Source organism: Paenibacillus sp. ATY16, from assembly GCF_003399985.2.
Classification (GTDB): Bacteria; Bacillota; Bacilli; order Paenibacillales; family Paenibacillaceae; genus Pristimantibacillus; species Pristimantibacillus glycanilyticus.
Genome location: NZ_NMOK02000026.1, coordinates 132,311 through 155,430, shown reverse-complemented (window position 1 = coordinate 155,430; position 23,120 = coordinate 132,311). Strand labels below are relative to the sequence as shown.

Genomic DNA, 23,120 nt, shown 5'->3' with positions numbered 1-23,120 from the left:
CTTGCTTGTTTATCACCTCAGCACTTTACCAAAAATGCCAACGACGGTGTAACGATCCATAATCTCCGCACCGGTTACCACATGCGGCCCCGTCCGAAGCCAGGCATGCGCGCTCATAATTCCTTTGTCATTCTTCATTGTTCCAAGATACAAGGTGCTCTCGATCCGGCGCTTCTCCAGCATTTTCATGCAGGCAATAGCCATCACCAGACATTTGCTCTCCCACAACGTAAAGCGACTCATAATACGTACAGCCCGGGCAATGTTACGGATAAGCTCCGTCTCCTCTCCTGGTTCCGAGAAGGATGTCTCCTTCATCGCAACTCCAAGCTTCGGAGCCGTTCTCGAAAAAGGAACCGCCTTCATAATACGGGCCTTGCCCAGGTTCACGAAGGCTTCCAGAAGCAGAAGCTTAAACGCTCTATCGGCAGCCAGAAATTTTCGCAGCCGTCCCATAACGCTTATCACGCTCCCGCGTTGACGATAAGGCCCTGCTCCGCCAGCTGCTTCAGGAAAGAAGCCACTTGATTCACGCAAACCTCTTTCTCTATCTCATACTCCAGGCAAAGCCGGTTTACGATCTCTTCCAGGGTTGTAGGCGCAGCAAGCAGCTCCCAGATCTCTCCGCCCGAATGCCCCAGATTGAAATATTTCCCGCTCTGAATGCTCATCATCACTTTTTCGCCGCCCATATCGCTTACAAGAAAGCCCTCCGCTTGAACGATACGTTCATGAATCAGCACACTGGATTTACTCATAGTGAAATCATCTCTCTTTCTCTCACGGTATGTAGAATTTCGCTGACCAGCTCCGGTGCCGTATAACCGGTAGACGGTCGCTTCAATTGATAGAACGGAATAGCCAGCGCCACTTTGGTTCCGAAGGTAAACAGCCATTGCTCCAGCTTCATTTCCTTTAAGACGCGGTCAAGAAACGAATGGTAACGGAACAGCTGCACTCGCTGCAGCGGCGTTAACGGATGAATTCGAACTTGAGGGACATCCGCTTTCTCCAGTTCGAATATACCTGCGAGCGGTATAGGCTCTTTGTGGAACAGATCCGTAATCGGAACCGCGTATTTATCGTAATCTTGAAGGATTGACCGGTAATCCGACGCTTCGCGCTGGAAATATTCCAAACTTTGACGCCACAGCTTTTGCTGCGGATAACCGGGATACGCCGTAAGCTCGTTCGTCTTCTCGTTCATCGCAACCGCAACAATGTCGTCGCTTAGCAGCTTGTAGCCCGCTTCCATAAAAGCAGCTCCCAGCGTCGACTTTCCCGCGCCGCAGTCGCCAAGAATAGCGTAAGCTTTCCCGTCAATCACCACGCCGCCCGCGTGCATCGGCACTATTCCTCTGCGGACGAGCAGTACGCTGCAGCATGCGCCTACTATATAAAGGCGGGATTGCCGTGGATCCACGTCTTTTAGCGGCATCACCTCAATAAGGTTAAATACCACGCGGTAATAGGCCACGCCGGGCACATAGATTAGAACCTGCTCCTCATCCGCCCAATTTCGTCTATCCGGCTCCCAATTCGCAACATAGCTGCTTAAATCGGCATAAGTAATCCAAGCATCAGGCTCAGATCCGTCATCTATTGCGGTAAGCAGCTCCGGTAATTCGATTTCACTTGCGAGCCGTAAACCGTAAGCTGTGTACATTCGCTTGCTGTGCTCCATATTGGATCTCACCTATCCTCTTATTTGATACTAATTGTATCAATATAGACCTGGAAAATCAACAAAACGTAGCAAAATAGAGTATGCTAAGAACTTGCGTGCGCGCCTGCTTCCACTCCGTAATGCTGGAGACTGCTGCCTAAAGGGCCAATCGCGCTTTGCAGGCTGGATAACAGCCGTTCAATAAAGTAACGCTCATTAAAGGATTCCGCATGCCCCCGGATTAACCCGGTATCCCACTTTTTGCTCTCGAATTCCCGCAGGGCTTCCATTAATGATTCCGTCGTCTGTTCCTTGAAAAACATGCCATTTACATCTGCCTTGATCGTATCAAGCGCACCGCCTGCCTGGAAAGCGATAACCGGCCTGCCGCATGCATTCGCCTCCAGAGGGGTGATCCCGAAATCCTCCAGTCCCGGAAATAATAGAGCCCGGCAATGCTGCATATAGCCGGTTACTTCTTCATCGCTCCGTCTTCCGAGAAACTGTACGTTTGAACCAGAAAGTCCTTCTAGCCGCTTCCGGTCATCCCCGTCTCCGACAATCAGCAGCTTGAGCCCAAGACGCGTACAGGCTTCAACCGCGATATCAATTTTTTTGTACGAGACGAGCCTTGAGACAACAAGGAAATAATCTTTAGGCCCATCCTTGCTCACGGAGAAACGGTCAATCTCAACCGGAGGATAAATGACGGCGGAATCAAGCCCATAGAATTTCGAGATCCGGCCCTTTACTACGCTCGAATTGGCGATCAGCCGATCAACCTGCTTCGAATTCGCCTTATCCCACAGCCGAAGTGGAAAAGTAAGCCACTTGGCAATCGTCCGCCGCGTTTTCGACACATTCACGTTTTCGATATAACCGTCAAAGTTCCATGCAAACCGCATAGGGGAGTGGCAATAGCATAAATGTATGGCGTTGCCCGGCTTCCGGACGCCTTTCGCGTAAGCGCTGCTAGAGCTCACAATGATATCGTATCCCTTGAGATCGATAGACCTGACCGCAAATGGATACAGCCAGAAATACAGCTTGAAGTCCCGTAAAATATTAGGGATATGCTGCATCCAGGTAGTTCGGATATCCGCCGTGCGCAGTTCGGGAAGCAGTTTCTCGCGATCTACGATCGTCGTATAAATCGGAGCGTCCGGAAACAACTTGTGCATAACGCCGACAACCCGCTCCGCTCCCCCCATTTGATTCAAATAGTCGTGTACAATGGCAATCCGGTAATTCATTTCGCCACCCCCTTAGTCTGCTGAAGCCCTTTATTTCTTCCCGTTTTCTCCCCTACCATTTGAGCGTATACGCGTTCCGTCTTGGCAGCGGCCTGCTCAATAGAAAAATGTCCGCTGACCCGTTTAACGCTATTTATGCTGATCTGCTTGCGCAGCCTATCGTTGTTCAGCAAGGATCGGACCGAATCCGCAAGCTGGGGAATATTTCCGGCCTCGTATAACAAGCCGCTTCTTCCGTGCTCGATAATCTCGCCTACTCCTCCGCCGCTTGTCGCAATGACTGGCGTTCCCTGCGCCATTGCCTCAATAATAACCCTCCCAAACGGCTCATTCTCGGAGCATAAGAGCAGCAGATCCGCTGCGCAGCATAGCTGATCCACATCGTTCCGAAAGCCTGTAAACCGGATATACTTAGTGACGCTTAATTCATCCGCCAGACGCTTTAGCTTTTTGAGATAAAGCATGTTCTCCTCTCGGAACTTTGGCTCCCCGACAATCCATAAATAATTCTCCTCTCCCTGTTGAATTAAGGATTGCAGCGCCCGGATCGCATCCTCCTGCCGCTTCCACGGCGTAATTTGCCCGATTATAACCATAACCCTGCCCCCTGCAGGCGTGTCTAATTGCCGCCTAAGCTCTATCCGGTATCGCTTTTTCTCCAGCTCGGAGTAATGGCTGAGAACGGCCCCGTTATGAATCAGATGCACCGGCCCCGAAGAGCTGCCGAATCCCACTCTGACAGGCTCGGAAATCGCAATAAACGCTTGAGCCGCTCTCGAGGCGTACACCCGGATTAATTTGCCGACAAGACCTTTCGGCGGGTTGTCGTGAAGATGCCAGACAACCGGGATCCGGTGACGCCAGTAGAATAGAGAGGCCATCATCCCCGCGCGAAGCGAGTTTGCATGGATAACCTCCGCCCCGCCTGCCATGGCCGCATCCGACAACTGTTTTCCGGCCCCTATCATTCCTATAATCCCGGCTGCCAGCCGAAAAGGATTGCGGGATAATCTGGCGTTATAGCTTGGCAAGGCCATCGCGGCCAGCCCCGCCTTCCGAGCACGCTCCAGCAGCTCGCCTTCCGGAGCCATAATCGTTACCTCAGCCCGCTGATAATGCGCGGCAGTCACAAGCAGATTCATTTCCGCCCCGCTTACGGAGCTGGTATGGTTATAATAGGCGATTCTCATCCAAACGCGCCTCCCCTTCTCCGTTTCTCCTGCGCCTCCTTGAACACGTCCGTAACCGCAGAAGTCACGGTACTCCAGGTATAATGCTTCAGCACATGGTTCCGGCAGTCTTCCCGCGTCGGCAAAAAGATCTTCCCTCCCAAGGCGTCAATCAGCTTGCCGCCGATAGCTCCTGCTGTTCCTTCCTCGAAAAGGAGCTCGGGGGAAAATTTGCTTAGGATTTCTTTGGTGCCTCCGTAAGGCGTCCCGAATACCGGCGTTCCGCATGCCAAAGACTCAATCGTGACAAGGCCGAAGCCCTCGAGCGTAATCGTGGGGACAATGCTGTAATCCGCTGCCTGATACCATTCGACAAGCTCTTCATTGGATACTCTGCCAAGCATCTTTACATGGGCAGACAAATCCAGCTTCTCAATCTGCCTCTCGTATTCGCTCCGCATCGGACCGTCCCCCGCGATAAACAGCAGCACTTCGGGATGACGGTCCGCAACCAATCTCATTGCCTCGATCAGACGGTCTATTCCCATACGACGTACAATTCTGCGCGCGCAGAAAAGAAGTCTTTGATCCGCCTTGATTCCAAGCCTATTCCTCAGGTTCTCCCGATCCGAATGCGGCTTGAACCGTTCATGCTCCACGGCACCCGGTATAATATGTATTTTCCGGCGGTCTACGCCGTAATGATCCGTTAAGATATCGCGGAAATATTCGCTTAGCACGATAAAGCTGTCCGAACGGCGGTATGTGACCTGCTCGACCTGCTTCTTCATCAAATACCGCGCCTCCCGGAATAGAGCGGAGCGGCCGCCTTCCTCGATTTTGGATTCCATCGCCCAAGGCCCGTGAAAATGGGTCACGATCGGAATATGCTCCGGCAGCGCCTGCCGGGATATCATCGATGCGTAAAGCGCGAAATGCGGATTAAACACGTCGGGGCGGAAGGACTCCAGCGCCTCCAGCGTATGCTTGCGCACCGATCTTATCCGGGCCAGCAGGCCGCTTTCTCCATGATTAACCGTGTTGGCTACGTTGAGGCTAGTCTCCAGCTTCATGCCCGGATCCGCGACTACCAGCCCAAGCTCTGCGTGACCGTGCTCCCGGAGAGCCTGGTTATAATCCACAAAATAACGGTTCAGCCCCCCGGGCTGCAATTCGTTCCATCCTAATCCGGTCGTCAGAACTTTCATCGGTATCACTCTTTTCCGTCATCCTTATTTATCCGCTAATCGCCTCGCTGCTTTCCTTATGTCTCCTGCCCCTGTTCCTCAGCATCTCTTTCATCCATATCCAGTCTTCCTTGTTATAGAAGAAAGAGGACCACTTCAGCTTCATCTCATAGGAATACAGGAACAAGATAAGCAAGAAGTTAATGAATGCGGATAGAAGCAAGGAGTAGGCTGCCCCGATAATGCCCATGTGAGGAGTAAATATATTAATAAACAGAGCATTCATAAATAGGGACAGCACCTTCAGAAGCGTCGCTCTTCCGGGTTTGTCCGTCGCCATGTAACCTTGTGACAGCGTCCAGGTTGCGCTTGCGACAGCAGTGCTCAGGACAAGCACCCGAAACACCGGGATTGCCCCTTCGTAGGAGTGACCGTACAGAATGAGCAAAGCGTAAGGAGCAAGAAGAATAACCGCGGCAACAAAAACCAGCGTAATAACCATACTGATTCGGTACACTTTAAGCGTCAGCCGGATCGCCTCCTCCCGCTGCAGTCCGGACGCCTGCGGGAACAGGACCGATACGACAGAGGATTGGATGACGTCCAGCATTTTCGCCAGACTGAGTGCGACCAGGTAAATCCCCAGACTAGCCGGGGAAAGCAGGCCTACAACCAGCACCTGATCGATATAATACGATAACGTGCCCGCCAGATCCGTACCGTAAGAGCGGATCCCGTATTGGACAAGCTGTTTGGATGAGGCAATAATATCCTTCTGTTTAATCGAATAGATACGGAGCAGCCTGATCATGGTCCACAGCGTTATCGGCAGTGTCGGAGCAAGATAAGCAGCCGAAGAATAAAAGGAATTGACCTGTCCGGAGACAACCATGAGACCTAGCAGGACAAGCGTAATAATATTAGGCAGATAGCGGATCCGGTTGTACAGCCGGTATTCCTCTCTCGCCTGAAGAACGGCATTGTTAATAACGCCAAGAAGGCTAAAAGGAATCAGGATCAACGCCCAGCAAGCAAACTCGACTTTTCCTGGGGAATAACCCTTCATCCATTCGGGAAGAAAAAATAGCCCGCCTATCATCGAGAAAATTCCGAGAGTAAAGCACATCCACAGAGAAGCGACGTATAAGGAGCCCTGTTGGCTGCCCTTTTGCTTCATGTAATACACGATCGAAGAAGGAAGTCCAAGCGTCACGACATAGGACAACAGCTGCGGCCACATAATCATGGCAGCCTGCTCTCCGCGTCCTTCCGGTCCCAGGTATCTGGCTACAATAATACCCGTCAGCATGTTAAGGACGAGAATAAACACATTGGAGGCAAAAATTTGCGCCATGTAGCCTAAGCTATCTTTTCGTTTCAGTACATTAAATAGGGCCATTTGCGGTTTCCTTTCACGGTTCTACAAGAGGCATAGACTTGCGGACGGCTGCTTCCTCCAGTAATCGTACGTATTGCTCCGCCATCTTCGACCAGGAATGCCTAAGAGCGGCATTTCTGGCATCGGCGCCCATCATATTTAACCGCTCACGGTCAGTCGCCAGGCTCCGAATAGCGTCCGTCAAGGCTTCCGTATTGTCCGGATCATCGATACCTATGGCAAATTTATCGGTAAACAGCTCGGATGCCCCGCAGATGCGGCTAGCAATAACCGGCGTGCCGGCCGCCATCGCTTCCAGCAGGACAAGAGCAAAGGGCTCGTAACGGGAAGGATAAACAAACATATCCGAAACCGACATCCAATCGGCCATGTTGGTCCGGTAGCCGAGGAACCGCACCCTGCCGGTTATTCCAAGCTCGGCAGCCATTTTCGGATACGGGCTTCCCGTCGTATCGCCAACGACAAGCAAATGGACATCCTGAACGTGGCTTAGAGCCTTCATAACGGTATCGAGGTTTTTGCGCGAAGACTTTATGTCGCCGGCAAACAAGGCATAGAGCTTATCTTCGTCAAGCTGAAGGTCTGCGCGTGTTGCCCGATTCGGATGGAATTCCTGCAGATCAACGCCGTTCCTTATAACCGCAATCCGCTCCCCGCCAACACCCGCATCCTGGATCAACTCTTGCCGGACCCGATCCGACACGGCAACAACAACGGAAGTCCGCTTCATTGCATTTTGCTCCAAATAACGGTTCAACCCCGTATAAATCCATTGATACAAGGAAGAAAAGCTTTTCCGTTCCCGGTAAGGATGATAGCGTGATGCCAGCCATGCGCTATGAACGAAATGAATGCAATTGATATCCGATTTCGCGTAAGTCACAAAACCATTCACAACAACGAGATCGAGCTGCCTCTTTCTCAATAACAGTTCGAACGTCGTACGGACGGCGAACAACTGATTGCGGAGCAGCTCGGTAGGCAGTCGGCCTGCGGACACCTTTCTCCATTCCACCTTCGGATGCTTTGCGAGGTCCTCCGACAGCTCGGAAGCGATAATCATAACTTCGTGTCCCTGTCTTAGGGCTTCAAGAATAACCTCGTAATTCACCCGGCCTTGTCCATCGCCTTTTTTCACCTTATGGGTGACGAAGCAGATTTTCATACTTCTCCTTCTCCCCCCTCAAGAAAATCATGGATACGAGAAACCATAAGCATGCCCCGCCACTTCCCGGCAGGAAATTGTTGCTCATAAGCAGTACTGCGGCTCCTGCCATCGAAGCAAAGGCGAGATGATAATATTGACTCGATTGCTTCTCTCTTTTTAAAGCAAGAATGGAGAGATAGATCAGGAAACCGAGAAATGCCAGCCCTCCCGGCAAGCCAAACGTATAAAAGATGTTCAGAAAGCCATTATCGAACACCTGCATCGCGTTTTCGTTCAGCTTTGCGCTAAGCCCCGTACTGCCAAGGCCATTGCCCATCGGATTAACCGATATCGAGTCCAAAATGAATGTCGAGAATGCAAGACGGTCGTTATAGGAGACATCCTCATTCAAATTGCCGAAAGTATCGAATCGGTTCGTAATCGTCTCCGCGCCGGGCAATCCCGGCAAAATGAATTGATAACATAAGAACAGCACGACAAGGATTGTGAGCAGCTTGAATTTATGGGTAGACTTGGCTTGCAGGAAATAGACGAGGATCATCGCCGCAAGCGCGATCCAGCTGCTGCGAACAAGCGTGAGCAGAAACCCGAAAGCGACGATAACCATTCCGATTAAGCCTAATGCCCGCCATTTTTTGTTCATGGTCATAACCGCAAGAGCAAATCCGAAAAACACGCCTGCCGGGCCCGGAGAGTTAAGCGTCGAGAACACCCTTACCTTAAGCGGCTCCGGCTTTCCGATCGACAGCATCTCCGAATGAATCATCCAGAACTTATCCCAGGGCGGGATAAGGAAATATTGATAGATGCCGTATAAAGCCACAAGGACGGCAATATAAGCAAAGCCTTTGAGCAGCCAATCCCTGGTCTGGCTTTGGAAAGGGCTGACATTCACGTAAGCTATTATGAGGAGCGGAGTGGCATAGTTGATTAGGTCGAAGCTTGCGGCAATTCCGCCGTATTGAATGATGCCGATCAAAAATCCGTAAAGCAGAACAGAGAGGGCGATCGTTTCGATTCGGAGCACCGTTTTCGACAGCTTCCTGAAGTTTTTGACAATTGGGATCAGCATAACGAGGCTTACAAACAAGGGGGCAGTAGATAAGATCGGTGTTTCACTGTAAGCTCCAAAGCTCCAATCGAGCAGACGCCTCAGTTCGGGATAAATCGCCCATACCGCAAGCAGATAGGGCAGGTATAGGACCGGCTTAACCTGCTGGATAAACCATCCAATCAAAGTGAGAGCCATAACAATCGAAAGCTGCCACAAGCCCGCATAATAATCATGGACGGCGGCCAGATAGCCAATAATCAGCACCATTAGCAATACGGCTATTATACTGATGCCCTTGAGCAGAATGTTTCGGGTAGTATCTAAGAGTTTGACCACATTTTCCACGTTTTCCAACCATCCCATCTGCCCGTGTATGTCGTGCGCAATTTCCGAAAAGCGGAAATGCCTTCACGCGGAACCATTCGAATCATTTGCAGTAATCCGGGAGATGGGCTGCTTCCAACGAGCATACTGTAGAGTAGATAGACTGCTCTTCGGAATGCGCCCGAATGCTTCAGGATGATATAGGTTTCATTATGCGCCATATTGATACATGCGGTTTCGTTAAAAGCATTCCGCTTGTCCTCATCGAATCTTTCAGCCGGGTAATGGTTTACGCATACGCTTGGATCGTAAAGGACGCGCCAGCCTCCCTGCTTCACGCGCAGGCATATGCCGATTTCTAGGTGAACCTGGGCGCCGCCGCCTTTGAGCCGATCGTCAAATTCGATGGATCGGATTGCCTCCTTACGGAAGCTCATATTAGCCCCCTTCAAAATATCAACCTCTCTGGCCTTCCCGATTCCGATATGATGATTGCCGGACATCCTCCCGAACCAATACAGCTTTCCGACATCCTCCGAATGACCGTATTCCAGCTTGCCGGAATGATAGACCCAGTCCTTTCCTCCAAGTGCCCCAAGCCGGGGATCCATGCCGTAATGCTTTTCGATTCGTTCCAGCCAGTCCGGATAAGCAACCGTATCGTCGTCCGTCATCACTATGATGTCCCCGGTCGCCTGCCCGAAGCCCTCGTTTAATGCCGCCACCGCTCCCGGCTTGCGCACAATGGCTTGCCTTAGCAGCTCCGAAGGATGACCGGACAGGAAATCAATCGTTTCCTGGTCCGTGTCTCTTGCGACAACAATAATTTCATCCGGCAGCCTCTGCTGATTAAACAGGCCTTCCAGGCCGGTTTTCAAGCTGCTTACGCGCTTATAGGACGGGATGACGACACTGATTCTCATGAGGCATTCACTTATCCTTCCTGCGAAAATTTGTTACTTGCTTGTCACTTCGAGGTTCCGTAATATTTCACGAAGGCAACATCTTGCCTTTTCATCTGGTTAAATACAGCTCCAATAATGCGGGACTGAACAAAATCCAGCTTTTCCTTTGCCTTGCGGACATACGCCTTCTTCACTTTTCCGGCATGAATGACAAGCAGCACGCCGTCGCAATAAGAGCTCATAATCAGACTGTCCGTTACGGGCAGAACGGGCGGGGTATCGAACAGAATCAAATCGTATCGCTCCTTGAGCTCTTCAAGAACGGTCTTCATCCGGTGAGATCCCAGCAGCTCCGCGGGATTGGGTGGCGTTGGGCCGGATGTGATGATATCGAGATTATCGATTCCGCCATCCTTGATAACCTCTTGCAGGGTGCTTTCCGAGGTCAGCAGATTGGTAAGGCCTAGCCTATTCGTCTGCGCAAAGATCCGGTGAATGGTCGGCTTGCGAAGATCGGTATCAATGAGCAGTACCCGCTTTCCTTCCATCGCGTAGGCAACCGCCAGATTTGATATGACGGTCGATTTACCTTCCCCCGATTGGGCCGAGGCGGCCATCAGCAGTTGAATCGGCGCATCCACGGAAGAGTACTGAATATTGGTTCGAAGCGTACGGTAAGCCTCCGCTACCGGCGAGCTTGGATTTAGCAGGACAACGAGCCTGTTGTCACTGGTTGATCGACGCATAGACATTGTCACCACCCGCTTCCTTGCGAATTAAGACTTGCTCTCCGCGCCGTCCGCGCAGATCTTCCTTCTTCATCTTGCCCATTGCCGCGAGAAGCGGAATGCCGAGCACCTCTTTCAATTCCTCTTCGTTCTTCAAGGTGTCGTCCAGGAAATGGAGAATCAAGACGAGCGCAACGGAAGCAAGCAGAGACAGCACGAAAGCGACGAGAATGCTGGTTACGAGGTTGATATTAACCGGATTATGTGGCCGGGTATCCTTTACTTTCGCTTCATTAAGAATCGTGATGTTGTCCACATTCATAATTTTCGGGATTTCTTCCTTGAACACCAGCGAGATCGCGTTTACGGTCTCCGCCGCGCTCTCATAAGAAGTTGCCTGATAGGTCAGGTTAAGCACCTGGGAGTTCTCGTAAGAGTAAACTTGAAGAATTTTGGACATTTCGTATGAGGAATCCGTGAGGTTAGGGTTTTTCTCCACTACTTTATCGAGTATGGCAGCGGAGCTGATAATCTCTTTGTAGGAATCCATCAGCATCAGATTGCTCTGGAGCAGACCGACATCGGGATATCCCTGCTGATATTTGCCCGAGGATTGATTGACGATCAGTTTAGCCGTGGCTTCATAGATCGGCGTCGTATAAAAGGAGCTTTTTACCCCCGTAATCACGCTAGCAAGCAGAACAAGCGTTAGGATAAGCCACCACCTTTTAAGCACAATTCTCATGTATTGTTTAATCTCCACTTTGCACCTCCGCCAAGGCTTCATGATACATTATGTATATAACTTTATGATACAATTAGTAGCATGTCAAGCTTATTCTACATGAAAAGCCAGTTATTCCGGCATAGGCGGAATAACTGGCTTAGTCATTTCCAAGAGTATTCACATGCTTGTTAAGGCAGCATCGTCACTTGCAGTTTTCCGTTTACAAGCTCGATGCGGCCTCTTGCCCCCGTCGTTTTGTCGGTGAGAATAAAGGCGTCTCCGCTCTCGATAGCGGCTTTCGAGTAAGCATGACCGTAAGGAGAATAAGCAGCGTTGTAATCGTAGGAAACCATTACGGCTGCGATATAAGTCGGCGCGCTTGGGGAAAGGTCAAAGAACGATGCCGAGTAGGCGTTGGCGTTAGGCGCGTACTGCTCATTGCAGGTGATCTTCGTCCATTGGTTAACCGTCACGTCGAAGGTAAAATCATACAGCGTCATCGAGCTGCCGAATTCCAGCCGGCTGCGGCAGCTCGCTTGCGGAGAGAGGATAAAATATTCAAAGGCAATGTAACGGTTTGTATCAACGGAAAGCGGGATAGGGTTAAATGGGATCGCGACATACGGACTGTTGCCGTTTGGCGTTATTTTCAATACTGCCGAGATGCCTTTTTCCACGTAAGTTTTCATCTCCGCGGAGAAAGGTACGGGCAGCGTGGCCAAGTTGGTCACCAAGGATAACGTGGCCCCCGTTGTCGTCCAGCTCTTCAGCAGCTCCGGATTTTGGATGAGGTTGCCGTGTCCAAGCGGGTTGTTGGCTTTGGCGCGGATCGATTGCCCGACAAGCAGCGGTGTTGAGTATTGAAGCGACGTATCGATATACCGCTCCGCAATAACGCAATATTCCGGCTGCAGCCCTGTCAAAATGACATCATCGCCCAAATATTCGATATAAGCCGTTCCCAGTTGGCCGGGCGCTCCCGACAGCATTGCCGTCCCTTCAATGTCATTGAAATCGCAATTCGCGACCGTGCCGAAGTAGACCGCATAGCTTTGCTTCGTATTGCGCGCTTTCAAAGCATCCGGGAGTGCAAACTCCGTAGCCGACGAATTCAGTGTAGACCAGGACATCCCGAAGCCCGAGATCGATAAGCCTACCGACAACGAGGCCGGGAGCAGCTTGATTGCCGCTTCGCCGACATATTCGAACCGAACCGAATCCAAAGTACCGTAAATTCCGTTTACGACATCAGGTATGGAAGGGGAATCAATTACCTGGTAAATGCCATAAGGCGAGTAACCCATGTGAACGCGTTGGAACGTAACCGCCATTCCTCCGTAATGCCCCGCATGCTCTTTGACGCCAAGCATCAGACCGCAGAATGCACCCGACATCATGCCGCCCTGAACGAAATAATCCTCGCTGTTCCGCATGCAATACATGCCGATCAGCCCATTCCAGGAGCAGTCGTAAGTTGTCACATGGCCATCGGTACTGTTGAGCAGCAGGCCTACCTTTACCTGTCGGGTCGCAACGCAGCGGAAAATAGGTCTTGCTCCGCCCGCAACTTCGATCGCTACCGTTCCTGCGGCAAACATCGTATATTGGTTTTGCTCGTACAGGCTTTTATTTATCCAAGCTGCGAGATTAGCGGTATTGTACGCTATCGGACCATAGATGCCGAAGTCTTCGAAATTCGCGTCGATTCCCGCGTTCTCAATACGGATACATGGAAGAAGATCGGTCTTCGTATCAATCGGATCCCAGAGCAGAAGCGAGCCGGATTGGCCGTCGTCCAAAAAGGTCGCCGCTCCGTACATCCCACGGGAGTTATTCGTAATCGTCTGCCGAATCCGGTATTTGCCGACCGGCATAAAGATTCGATACTTTTTATTGCATAGCGCCATCGCGGCTTGGAAAGCCGCCGTATCGTCCGTAACCCCGTCGCCTGCCGCACCAAACCATGTCGGATAAATATCGCCTACCTTTGGCGTACCCGCAATGAATCCTCCGGCCGAAATATCGAAGATCCAATCGTAAAGACTTGCTGCGATGGTTCCGTTTACAGTAATCGTAATCGCTTTTGCAGGCTTCAGCCGGGCACCGCGGGCGAACTCCAGTCGTTTGTTCGCGGGGATTGTGATACTCTTTTCAATCAGATATACGCCTGGCGGGATAAAAATCGCTGTTGTTGCCGTGTCGTTGACCGCTGCGAGGAGAGCATTGTAGCTGCCGGCAGCACCGCTGGCATCAGCCCCCTTCCAGCGAATGTCTAATCCTATCGCACCAAGCTCGTTGTCCAGTGCAGCAAAATTTGCGTTTAATTCGGATGGTTTGACCGTCTCGGAAGTTCCCCAGCTGTTCATGCCCATGTTGCTTGTTTTGCCTGTCGCCATACATTCTCCTCCTTTCTTCTCCTCCTTTCATATATGCAGCCAATCTAGCAACGGCAACCGCGAATAGCCCTCTTCGATAGATTAGAATTATTTAATAGAAAAGCGCATTGCTCTCCTAATGGAGAAGAATGCGCCTATTCGGTATTCTTGCATGTTTTCTACATATTCGTACAATGCTCTTCGACTTCTTCCCAGGTATTGTACAGCTCGACGAGCCGGCTGTCCTCATCCCCGTTGCCGGATTGCACGATGATAATTTCAAGCTCGGACTCCGCCCGGATACTGTGCAGCGTCTTCATCGGAATATGAAGCACGTTCCCCGCCTTTACCCGCATGTAATTGCCGTTCTGAATGAATTCGCCTTCGCCCTTAACGATGGTCCAAACCTCTTCCCGGTTAATATGCAGCTGATAACTGATGTTGCGACCCTGCAGGATGCCTACCCGCTTTGTCACGACCAAACGGCCGTCATCGTAACGCTGATCATCCAGAATACGCGCCCATCCCCAGCTCCGCTCCTCGAACATCGGTCCCTGATTATAATTAATGAAGTCCTTCACCCGCGGGCTCGCGCTTTTGTCCGCCACGAGAATGCCGTCCGGGCTCACGGCCACTACCACATTGGATAAACCCAGTATCGAGACGGGGATATCAATCTCGTTAATCAGATGCGTGTTAACGCTATCCTCGCTGATCATACCCTTGCCGATGAGACGGTTGCCCATCTCTTCCGTTAACGTATTCCAGGTGCCAAGATCCTTCCAATACCCTTCATACGGACGGACAACGATATGCTCTGTCCGCTCAACCACTTCATAGTCAAAGCTGACCTTCGGCAGGGTATGATACTGCCGGACCAGCTCTTTATAATGAAGCGGCAGCCCCTTCTGCTCGAGTATCCCGATCAGAAAGCCAAGCTTAAACGCAAATACGCCGCAATTCCATAGCGCATCATATTGCTCAATCAGCCGACCCGCCCGTTCTTCCGACGGCTTCTCTTCGAATCGGTTCACCTGCCGGTAACCGGAATCATTCTGTCTACCGGAGGCAGAGGGTACGATATAACCGTATTTGGAGGAAGGATAGGTTGGTTTTACGCCAATCAAGGCGAGATTAGCTCCGGAGTCATTTAGGACAGCCTCCAGCTGCTTAACCTCGTCAAAGAAGCGGCCTTCCACGTAAGGATCAACCGGAAGAATCGCAATCACTTCGTCCAGTCCGGCTTCTTGCTCCGAATAGAGATAAGCAGCCGTTAAGGCAATCGCCGCAAACGTATCTCTGCGTTCCGGCTCGATAATCAGCGGCACATGACGGCCGATCTGATTATGCATCATTTCCATCTGGGATTTGCCGGTAGCAATAAAGCTGATATCCCCCAGACCCCGCTCCGTAATTTGTCCCCATACCCGCTGCACCATCGATACGAGCTGATGCCTTTCATCCTCGAGTACCTTCAGAAACTGCTTGGAGCGGGCATCATTGGAAAGCGGCCACAGCCTTTTTCCAGATCCGCCCGATAACAGGACAAGCTTCATGCCAATCTCCCTCCGTTTCGCTGATGCGTCTAGTAAGCGTTTTTGGAACCAAACATGACCCTTACCGTCAGCAGCATCAACTTCAGATCAAACAGAAATCCCCGCTCCTCGATATATTTCAGGTCAAGTTCGACCATTTCCTTAAAGCTGAGCTCATTGCGGCCGCTTACCTGCCATAAACCTGTGCAGCCAGGTAATACCTTGAGACGGAGCTTATCGTAGCTTGTGTACTCATGAACTTCACGGGGCAGTGCAGGTCGTGGACCTACCAGCGACATATCTCCGCGGATGACGTTCCACAGCTGAGGAAGCTCGTCGATGCTTGTTTTACGGATAAATTTGCCGACCTTTGTAATCCGGGGATCTTCCTTCATCTTGAACATAGCACCTTCAATTTCGTTCTGGCTGAGCAAGCTCTCCAGCATCTCCTCTGCATTAGCTACCATGGAGCGAAATTTGAACATTCTGAAAGTCTGCTCGTTACGGCCAACCCGTGTTTGATAGAAGAAGACCGAGCCTTTTGGGCTCTCAAGCTTAATTAAAAAAGCAACAAGAAGAAATAACGGGGAAAGCAGAAGTAAACCCAAACTAGCGGCAATGAGGTCAAATCCGCGCTTGACCATTAAGTAAATACGAAGAGGCCGACGCTCGTAGGCTGTATATATGGTCGCTGCATCAATGACTGCTTCGAGATCATTTTGCTGAGGAGTCGGAGCCATCAACATTCACCTCTAATTAATCTTATTGGACTGCTCCCGCAGCATCATTTCTTCCATAGCAGCGAGCAGGGGAATACGGAGTTCTTCGTTTCTGAGGGCAAAATCAATCGTAGTCGTAATAAATCCTAGCTTCTCGCCCACGTCATACCGGGTTCCTTCAAAATCGTACGCATACACGCCTTGCAGCTCGTTCAGCTTCTGAATCGCGTCGGTTAGCTGGATTTCTCCTCCGGCGCCTTCTTTCTGGTTTTTCAGGCAGTCGAATATTTCCGGTGTCAGGATATAACGCCCCATAATCGCAAGATTGGAAGGCGCCTGTCCTATGGCTGGCTTCTCCACAAAGCGTTTGACCTGATACAGCCGGTCGAGGCTTTCGATAGGATCAACGATGCCATACCGGTGTGTCTGGTCATCACGGACCGTCTGAACCCCTATGACGGAGCGGTTTGTCCGTTCGTACTGCTCAATCAATTGCTTTACGCAAGGCACGCGGGACTGGACAATGTCATCCCCAAGCAGCACGGCAAACGGCTCATCCCCGATAAAATTGCGTGCGCACCATACGGCATGACCTAACCCCCGCGCCTCTTTCTGGCGGATATAGTGAATATCCACGTTGGAGGAGCGCCGAACCTCATCCAGCAAATCGAACTTGCCTTTGCTGAACAAGTTATGCTCCAGCTCGAATGCATGATCGAAATGATCCTCGATCGCTCTCTTTCCTTTGCCCGTTACGATAATAATGTCTTCAATACCGGATGCTATTGCTTCCTCCACAATGTACTGGATCGTAGGTTTATCGACGATGGGCAGCATTTCTTTCGGCATCGCTTTGGTCGCCGGAAGGAACCGGGTTCCGAGCCCGGCAGCAGGAATAATTGCCTTTTTCACCTTGTTCATTACACTCTCACCCTCACCTATCCAATATAGTATCTCTATAAAATACAAGCCCTGACTTATAGGTCTAGGGCTGCCAAACCAAATCCTATATTCGATTAGTTCTTATTGGTTAAGCGTCGCGTACGTTGCTTCATTGCGTTCTTTTTGCATCTTGACTGTCGGCTTGTTCTTTAGCCCCATGTCCTGTTTATTAATCTTGTTGATCAGCGCAAGAACCGGCAAATCAAGAGTTTGCAGCATTTCCGCTTCGTTCTTGATCGTGTCGTCAAGATAGTCGAGCAGGAAGATGATGCCGACTGCCAGCATGCAAGAGACGATAAAGCTGATCAGCATATTCAGGATTGGGCTGTTGTTGATAGGGCTGGGAATATCCTTGTCATCCGCTTTATCGAGAATGGTCACGTTATCGACCTGCATGATATGAGGGATTTGATCCTTGAAGATTTCCGATACCGTATTCACGATCTGGGCGGCCTGCTTGTATGAAGCTCCGGTATACATGATGTCCATCACCTGTGATTCATCGGCCGATTCTACCTTTACCTTCTGCGATAATTGATCCGCGGTAATGCCCAGGTTCTGGTTTTGCTCGACAACTTTTTCCATGATGTAGGCTGACTCAACAATTTTTTTATAGGAATTGATAAGCATGACATTGGACTGCAGCAGACCAAGATTCAGTGCTTCCACGCCGGCTTGCTGGGGAGATTGATTGACGATAAGTGTAGCCTTGGCTTGATAAATCGGGGTTGTAAAGAAGTAGCTTTTAACACCGGTAGCAACAACAGCAACGATAACAATGGCGGCAATCAGCCACCATTTTTTCACTAAGATCTGAGCATACTGCTTAAGTTCCACTCGCTTCCCTCCTGCAGCCTTGTAGGACTTTAGATACAATTTGTATCAACATTTGTATATTTACTTTAAGATACAAACCGTATCATGTCAATAGCTTTTTCAACGGTTTTCATATTTTTGCGACATATCGTTGCAGCGAAGCGTTCCGGCAAAAAGAAAACCCCCATGCAAACGGTTACCCGTTTGATGAGGGTTAGTGAACGGTTTTATTCTTTACAAATTCGGCTTCCTGCCGTCCCAATCGCTAAGGAATTTCGCAATGCCGGCATCCGTAAGCGGATGCTTCCAAAGTGAAGGAAGCAGCGCTCCTGGAATCGTTGCGATATGGGCTCCGGCCAACGCAGCCTGCTCGACATGCCCGATATGGCGGATGCTTGCCGCGATGATCTCCGCATGCATCCCGTAGTTATGAAGGATCGTCCGGAGATCCCGAATTAGCCCTATGCCATCCGTACCAATGTCATCCAGACGGCCGACAAAAGGACTAATGTAGGTTGCGCCTGCTTTGGCAGCCATCAGACCTTGCGCAGCCGTAAAAATCAGCGTTACATTGGTCTTAATGCCTTTTTCCGACAAAGCGCGGGTTGCATACAGACCGTCCTCGGTCATTGGCAGCTTAACGACGATATTGGGGGCCCAATCCGCGATGTCAAATGCCTCCATCAGCATTTCTTCCGAAGTCGTACCGATTACTTCCGCACTGATGGGACCGTGAATAAAACCTGCGATTTCCTGGATAACTTCCTTGAATTCACGGCCTTCCTTCGCGATCAGGGATGGATTCGTCGTTACCCCGTCAACGAGACCAAGCCTTGCAATTCTTCTAATCTCCTCGACATTAGCCGTATCCAGGAAAAACTTCATAGCTGTCCGCCAAAAAACATCTCTATCTCGCGTTCCGCACTCTCAACGGAATCGGAGCCGTGAACGATATTGCTATCTACGCTTAATGCGTAATCGCCGCGAATCGTGCCGGCATCCGCATCCGAAGGATTCGTGCGGCCGATCAGGGTACGGGCGTTTTTTACGGCACCGGGGCCTTCCCAGACCATGGCGAAAGAAGGACCGGAAGTAATGAACTCGACGAGTTCGCCAAAGAAAGGCTTCGCCGCGTGCTCGCTGTAATGGCGCTCTGCCAGGGGCGTATCGATCTCGATCAATTTCGCCTGTATGAGCTTAAAGCCTTTGTGCTCGAATCTTGCTACTATGCTGCCGATTAATCCACGCTTCACGCCATCGGGCTTCACCATGACAAAGGTTCGTTCCATTTCCATTCCTTCTTTCATTCCTAGTTTTATTTGCGCAATAGAGGTTTGTTCGGTAAATAATGAAGCGACTTCACATACCGTACGGTACGCGTCTGTGCCCGCATGACCATGGAATGCGTCTCCGCGCGCTGCTCCGGCATATAGCGCACTCCGCCCAGGAACTCACCGGGCGTTACGCCGGTGGCCGCGAAAATAACATCCCCGGTCCCTACCATATCGTTGATATTTAATATTTTGCGAGGATCCGCCAGTCCCATAGAGACGCAGCGTTCATATTGCTCCTCGCTTTCGGTAATCAGCCTGCCTTGAATTTCGCCGCCTAAGCACTTGAGCGCAGCCGCCGCAAGGACGCCTTCGGGAGCGCCGCCCGAACCAACATAGAGATCGATGCCCGCTTCCGGAAAAGAAGGCGCTAGCGCTCCCGCGACATCCCCGTCCGATAAAAACTTGATCCGAACGCCCGCTTCCCTTAAGTCGCGGGTTATGTCCGCATGGCGCTCACGGTCCAGAATCATCACGGTCAAGTCCGTGATTGGCTTATCCAGCGCAAGCGCCGCCTTCTCCAGCGTTATGCGGATCGGGTCCTTCAGAGACAGCTTGCCGGCAAGCTCCGGTCCAACCGCAAGCTTTTCCATATACATGTCAGGCGCGTGAAGGAGCTGGCCTTTGCCTGCAACAGCCAACACGGCCATTGCGTTATTGAGTCCCCGAGCAACGATCTCCGTCCCTTCGAGCGGATCAACGGCAACGTCAACCTCGGGTCCCTGCATGCTGCCGACTTGCTCACCAATGTAAAGCATCGGCGCTTCATCCATTTCGCCTTCGCCTATAACAACCGTACCACGGATTGATACCGTATCAAACATGCTCCGCATCGCTTCGGTTGCTGCGCCGTCGGCGCTGTTCTTATCTCCCCGGCCCATCCAAGGGGAAGCGGCAAGCGCCGCAAGCTCCGTGACTCGAACTAGCTCTAAAGACAATTCGCGTTCTAACATTTTTGGGCATCCTCTCATACGTATTGCCATTTTTATGCGATAAATACGTTGGCGGCGTTTTTTTGTGCAAGATTTTCTAGGGGTACTTAAGATAATTGCTCGATAATAAGTCCCGCGGTCTCTTCAATCGCTCGATTCGTAACGTCTATTACCGGGCATTGGAATGTCTGCATCACGCTGGATGCGTAAGCGAGCTCCTCCATAATCCGCTCCATGGAAGCGTACTGCGCGGACTCCGGAAGACCAAGCGTCTTAAGACGCTCAGTCCGGATATGCAGCAGATGCTCCGGCTGCATCGTAAGCCCAACAATTAACCGGCCCGGTGCCGGCGTAAGCTCGGCAGGTGGTCTGACCTCAGGCATTAACGGCAGGTTCGCCGTCTTGATTCCTTTATGGGATAAAAAAATACTAAGCGGAGTCTTGGACGTACGTGATACGCCGATAAGAACCACTTGAGCCTGCATCAGGCCGCGGGCATCCTTGCCGTCGTCGTATTTCACCGCAAATTCAATCGCTTCCATCCGGCGGTAATAATCGTCGTCGATGGAATGGAGAAGCCCGGGCTTGCGCTTTGGCGAGCTGCCAAAGGTATCCACGAAAGCCTGCATCATGGGGCCCATAACATCAACCGCCCGTACTCCCCAGCGGAACGATTCTTCCTTCATCAGCTCGCGAAGCTCCGGCTGAACAAGCGTATAGCTGATAAAGCCGCCCGTACGGGCTGCTTCGGCAACGATCTGAATAACTTCCTCTTCGGTCTTTACATGGCCGAATCGTTTAATTTTGACATGATCGGATGCGAACTGCCGCAAGGTCGCTTTCGCGACGGCTTCCGCGGTCTCCCCTACCGCATCTGAACAAACATAGATAATTTGCTCTGACATAAGCTCCTAATCCCCCAGTTCCGCAGCTGTTGCAATATCCGACATCAGCCGGATAATGTTCGATTTCGATACCCATCCGCTAATTTCCGGTCCGCCCTCGCCCGAAATAATAACCGGTAGGCAGTCCACTTGATGGAGCATCATCTTTCGAATCGCATCCGAAACGGATTCTTCGGGAACAAGCGTGACGATATTCGGAAAACGCGTCATAACCATGCTTACCGGGATAGCACCCGCGCCCGGATTTCCGAGCGTGATCTTCAACAGATCCTTGGGAGTTACAATGCCCGCGAGATTCTTGTTCTCGTTCACGATCAGCAGCGTATTGGCGTTCTCCGTGAACAAGGTGATAACCGCATCCTGGACGGATAACGTCTCCGGAATATTGACCGGAACGCCCTGGATCTCGTGAACCTTAATATTGTCAAAACGCTGGCGCGCTGCCGTATCGTCGGTCGAACGGTAGGCTTCGCCGAGAAAATAGCCAACCTTCGGCTTCGCGTCAAGCAGGTTCAGCATCACAAGCAGCGACAGGTCCGAGCGCAGCGTCGGGCGGCTGACGCCCATATACTCCGCAAGCTGCTCACCCGTAATCGGCGCATGCTTTTTAACGAGCTCAAGCAATTCTAGCTGGCGATTCGATAGCTGGATAACGGTTCACCCTCTCACCTTTTTATTACACACATTTACCTATATAACCATCATTAATCGGATTTAATATATCACATATATATTTATTACACAATATATGTTCTATCGCATCCGAATTGCGCTCTATTTATGCTGTGTGAATGGCCATACTGGCTTTTGTACTACAAAAAAATCTGACCCTGAGAGGGGAAATGAAAGTAAGAGAAGAGAAAGAAGAGACGGTACAAGCAAGCACAGCGAAACAAAAAAGCCCGATCATTGATGCGGTTAGGAGAACGTCAAAAAACAGCTTCCCCGAATTCATCGGAGAAGCTGCCATCCCAGTAAACGCTCTCATTCCAAGCAAAGCCGAACAAGTTCTTCCGCATCAGCGGTTGCCAAGCACACGACGGCGTCCGCGGCTCCGTAATAAATTTTGACCTCGCCCGAATCTTCCAGAATCATGCCGCCAGGGAATATTACATGGTTGCGGAAGCCTCCCTCAACCTCGTAGCTGGCTTCCGGCGACAGGAGCGGCGTTTGGCTCATGCCGACAATCCGCCTTGGATCATCAAGATCAAGCAGCATAATACCGGCCGTGTAACGCTTCTTCCAGGACGGCTCCCAGCCGTTCTTTCCTCTCGCCGGGTCGATATCCACCGCATGGAACGTGGTGAGCCAGCCGCGGCTGGTCCGGATTGGAGGCGCGGCCGGACCTATTTTGTCATTGGCGAACGGAACATGCTCAACCGCCAGAAGCAGCTCCGAGCCTCCCCAGTATTTCAGATCGGGCGATTCGGAAATCCAAGTATCGAACCTGTCCGTTCCCCCGCGGCTGTAGACGGTGAACGGTCTTTCCAACCGCATATATCGTCCTCTAACTTTCTCAGGGAATAGCACCATGTTGCGCAAATCCGGTGTCGATAGGCTTAAAATCTCGAACGTCTCGAAATCATCCGTTACCGCGATACCGCCCCGTATACCATGCTTCGTATCGACCGCAAAGCACATATAACAGCGGCCGTCCAACACCGTAAGCCTTGGATCGTAAGCACGAATAATCTCCTCATCGCGGAGCTTAAAGACAGGCTTTGGTCCAACCTCCCAGCGGATCCCGTCGTCACTGTAGGCAATGCCAAGGTCGGTCGTATCATGAGGAGCAATGCGTTGTTCCTCCGCGGAGCCGTAATCGTTGCGAAAAATCATCACGTATTTCCCGTTAAATTTGGTCACGCCGGCATTAAACGTTAAAGCCGTAGGATAAGGCACGAGGCCGGCGCTGAGGATCGGATTGCCCGGGTACCGGTGAATCCTTTTGCTGGACTTGAATAGCTCGGCTGCTGGTAAATTCATTT

23 protein-coding genes are annotated in these 23,120 nt (G+C 51.1%); all 23 read right to left on the bottom strand.

Annotation, left to right across the window (positions count from 1 at the left end):
• Positions 1-12: 12 nt before the first annotated feature.
• Complete coding sequence (locus CFI03_RS17435; protein WP_248758252.1) at positions 13-465, bottom strand: lasso peptide biosynthesis B2 protein; 453 nt, start codon at positions 463-465, stop codon at positions 13-15.
• Positions 465-758 carry a lasso peptide biosynthesis PqqD family chaperone gene (locus CFI03_RS17430; protein WP_248758209.1) on the bottom strand — a complete coding sequence of 98 codons (294 nt, stop codon included), beginning with the start codon at positions 756-758 and terminating at the stop codon, positions 465-467. Before CFI03_RS17430 ends, CFI03_RS17435 begins: the two co-directional genes overlap by 1 nt.
• Positions 755-1,684, bottom strand: a complete 930-nt coding sequence (locus CFI03_RS17425; RefSeq protein ID WP_248758208.1) for a phosphoenolpyruvate carboxykinase (ATP) — start codon at positions 1,682-1,684, stop codon at positions 755-757. Before CFI03_RS17425 ends, CFI03_RS17430 begins: the two co-directional genes overlap by 4 nt.
• 86 nt (positions 1,685-1,770) lie before the next feature.
• On the bottom strand, positions 1,771-2,919 hold the full coding sequence (locus CFI03_RS17420) for a glycosyltransferase (protein ID WP_248758207.1): 1,149 nt from the start codon (positions 2,917-2,919) through the stop codon (positions 1,771-1,773).
• Positions 2,916-4,109, bottom strand: a complete 1,194-nt coding sequence (locus CFI03_RS17415) for a glycosyltransferase family 4 protein (RefSeq protein ID WP_248758206.1) — start codon at positions 4,107-4,109, stop codon at positions 2,916-2,918. Before CFI03_RS17415 ends, CFI03_RS17420 begins: the two co-directional genes overlap by 4 nt.
• Positions 4,106-5,296, bottom strand: coding sequence for a glycosyltransferase family 4 protein (locus CFI03_RS17410; protein WP_248758251.1), 1,191 nt, complete (start codon positions 5,294-5,296; stop codon positions 4,106-4,108). The genes CFI03_RS17415 and CFI03_RS17410 overlap by 4 nt, the downstream gene beginning before the upstream one ends.
• 28 nt (positions 5,297-5,324) lie before the next feature.
• Positions 5,325-6,674 carry an oligosaccharide flippase family protein gene (locus CFI03_RS17405; protein WP_248758205.1) on the bottom strand — a complete coding sequence of 450 codons (1,350 nt, stop codon included), beginning with the start codon at positions 6,672-6,674 and terminating at the stop codon, positions 5,325-5,327.
• A gap of 13 nt (positions 6,675-6,687) precedes the next feature.
• Positions 6,688-7,839: a glycosyltransferase family 4 protein gene (locus CFI03_RS17400; RefSeq protein WP_248758204.1), complete on the bottom strand. Its 1,152-nt coding sequence runs from the start codon at positions 7,837-7,839 to the stop codon at positions 6,688-6,690.
• Positions 7,814-9,241 (bottom strand): O-antigen ligase family protein, encoded by a 1,428-nt coding sequence (locus CFI03_RS31335; RefSeq protein WP_164775345.1) that lies wholly within the window; start codon positions 9,239-9,241, stop codon positions 7,814-7,816. Before CFI03_RS31335 ends, CFI03_RS17400 begins: the two co-directional genes overlap by 26 nt.
• Positions 9,217-10,143 carry a glycosyltransferase family 2 protein gene (locus CFI03_RS17390; RefSeq protein WP_248758203.1) on the bottom strand — a complete coding sequence of 309 codons (927 nt, stop codon included), beginning with the start codon at positions 10,141-10,143 and terminating at the stop codon, positions 9,217-9,219. Before CFI03_RS17390 ends, CFI03_RS31335 begins: the two co-directional genes overlap by 25 nt.
• A 44-nt stretch (positions 10,144-10,187) precedes the next feature.
• Positions 10,188-10,877: a CpsD/CapB family tyrosine-protein kinase gene (locus CFI03_RS17385; RefSeq protein ID WP_248758202.1), complete on the bottom strand. Its 690-nt coding sequence runs from the start codon at positions 10,875-10,877 to the stop codon at positions 10,188-10,190.
• Positions 10,852-11,640: a YveK family protein gene (locus tag CFI03_RS17380; RefSeq protein WP_283094579.1), complete on the bottom strand. Its 789-nt coding sequence runs from the start codon at positions 11,638-11,640 to the stop codon at positions 10,852-10,854. The genes CFI03_RS17385 and CFI03_RS17380 overlap by 26 nt, the downstream gene beginning before the upstream one ends.
• A gap of 128 nt (positions 11,641-11,768) precedes the next feature.
• The gene (locus tag CFI03_RS17375) at positions 11,769-13,976 is read right to left on the bottom strand and encodes a glycosyl hydrolase family 28-related protein (RefSeq protein ID WP_248758200.1); all 2,208 of its coding nucleotides are present in this window, start codon (positions 13,974-13,976) and stop codon (positions 11,769-11,771) included.
• Between the two features lie 158 nt (positions 13,977-14,134).
• Complete coding sequence (locus CFI03_RS17370; protein ID WP_248758199.1) at positions 14,135-15,511, bottom strand: sugar phosphate nucleotidyltransferase; 1,377 nt, start codon at positions 15,509-15,511, stop codon at positions 14,135-14,137.
• 29 nt (positions 15,512-15,540) lie between these two features.
• Entirely contained in the window at positions 15,541-16,230 is a 690-nt protein-coding gene (locus tag CFI03_RS17365; RefSeq protein WP_127490887.1) for a sugar transferase, read from the bottom strand.
• A 12-nt stretch (positions 16,231-16,242) separates the two neighbouring features.
• Complete coding sequence (galU, locus tag CFI03_RS17360; RefSeq protein WP_248758198.1) at positions 16,243-17,130, bottom strand: UTP--glucose-1-phosphate uridylyltransferase GalU; 888 nt, start codon at positions 17,128-17,130, stop codon at positions 16,243-16,245.
• Positions 17,131-17,232: 102 nt separating this feature from the next.
• On the bottom strand, positions 17,233-17,988 hold the full coding sequence (locus CFI03_RS17355; RefSeq protein WP_248758197.1) for a YveK family protein: 756 nt from the start codon (positions 17,986-17,988) through the stop codon (positions 17,233-17,235).
• A gap of 213 nt (positions 17,989-18,201) precedes the next feature.
• The gene (gene fsa, locus CFI03_RS17350; RefSeq protein WP_248758196.1) at positions 18,202-18,852 is read right to left on the bottom strand and encodes a fructose-6-phosphate aldolase; all 651 of its coding nucleotides are present in this window, start codon (positions 18,850-18,852) and stop codon (positions 18,202-18,204) included.
• The gene (ndk, locus tag CFI03_RS17345) at positions 18,849-19,256 is read right to left on the bottom strand and encodes a nucleoside-diphosphate kinase (protein ID WP_248758195.1); all 408 of its coding nucleotides are present in this window, start codon (positions 19,254-19,256) and stop codon (positions 18,849-18,851) included. Before ndk ends, fsa begins: the two co-directional genes overlap by 4 nt.
• Before the next feature lie 26 nt (positions 19,257-19,282).
• Positions 19,283-20,251 carry a class II fructose-bisphosphatase gene (gene glpX / locus CFI03_RS17340; RefSeq protein WP_248758194.1) on the bottom strand — a complete coding sequence of 323 codons (969 nt, stop codon included), beginning with the start codon at positions 20,249-20,251 and terminating at the stop codon, positions 19,283-19,285.
• A gap of 86 nt (positions 20,252-20,337) precedes the next feature.
• The gene (locus CFI03_RS17335; RefSeq protein WP_248758193.1) at positions 20,338-21,135 is read right to left on the bottom strand and encodes a pyruvate, water dikinase regulatory protein; all 798 of its coding nucleotides are present in this window, start codon (positions 21,133-21,135) and stop codon (positions 20,338-20,340) included.
• A 6-nt stretch (positions 21,136-21,141) separates the two neighbouring features.
• Positions 21,142-21,759: a CBS domain-containing protein gene (locus CFI03_RS17330; protein ID WP_248758192.1), complete on the bottom strand. Its 618-nt coding sequence runs from the start codon at positions 21,757-21,759 to the stop codon at positions 21,142-21,144.
• Between the two features lie 360 nt (positions 21,760-22,119).
• Positions 22,120-23,118, bottom strand: a complete 999-nt coding sequence (locus tag CFI03_RS17325) for a glycoside hydrolase family 130 protein (protein ID WP_248758191.1) — start codon at positions 23,116-23,118, stop codon at positions 22,120-22,122.
• Between the last annotated feature and the right edge of the window lie 2 nt (positions 23,119-23,120).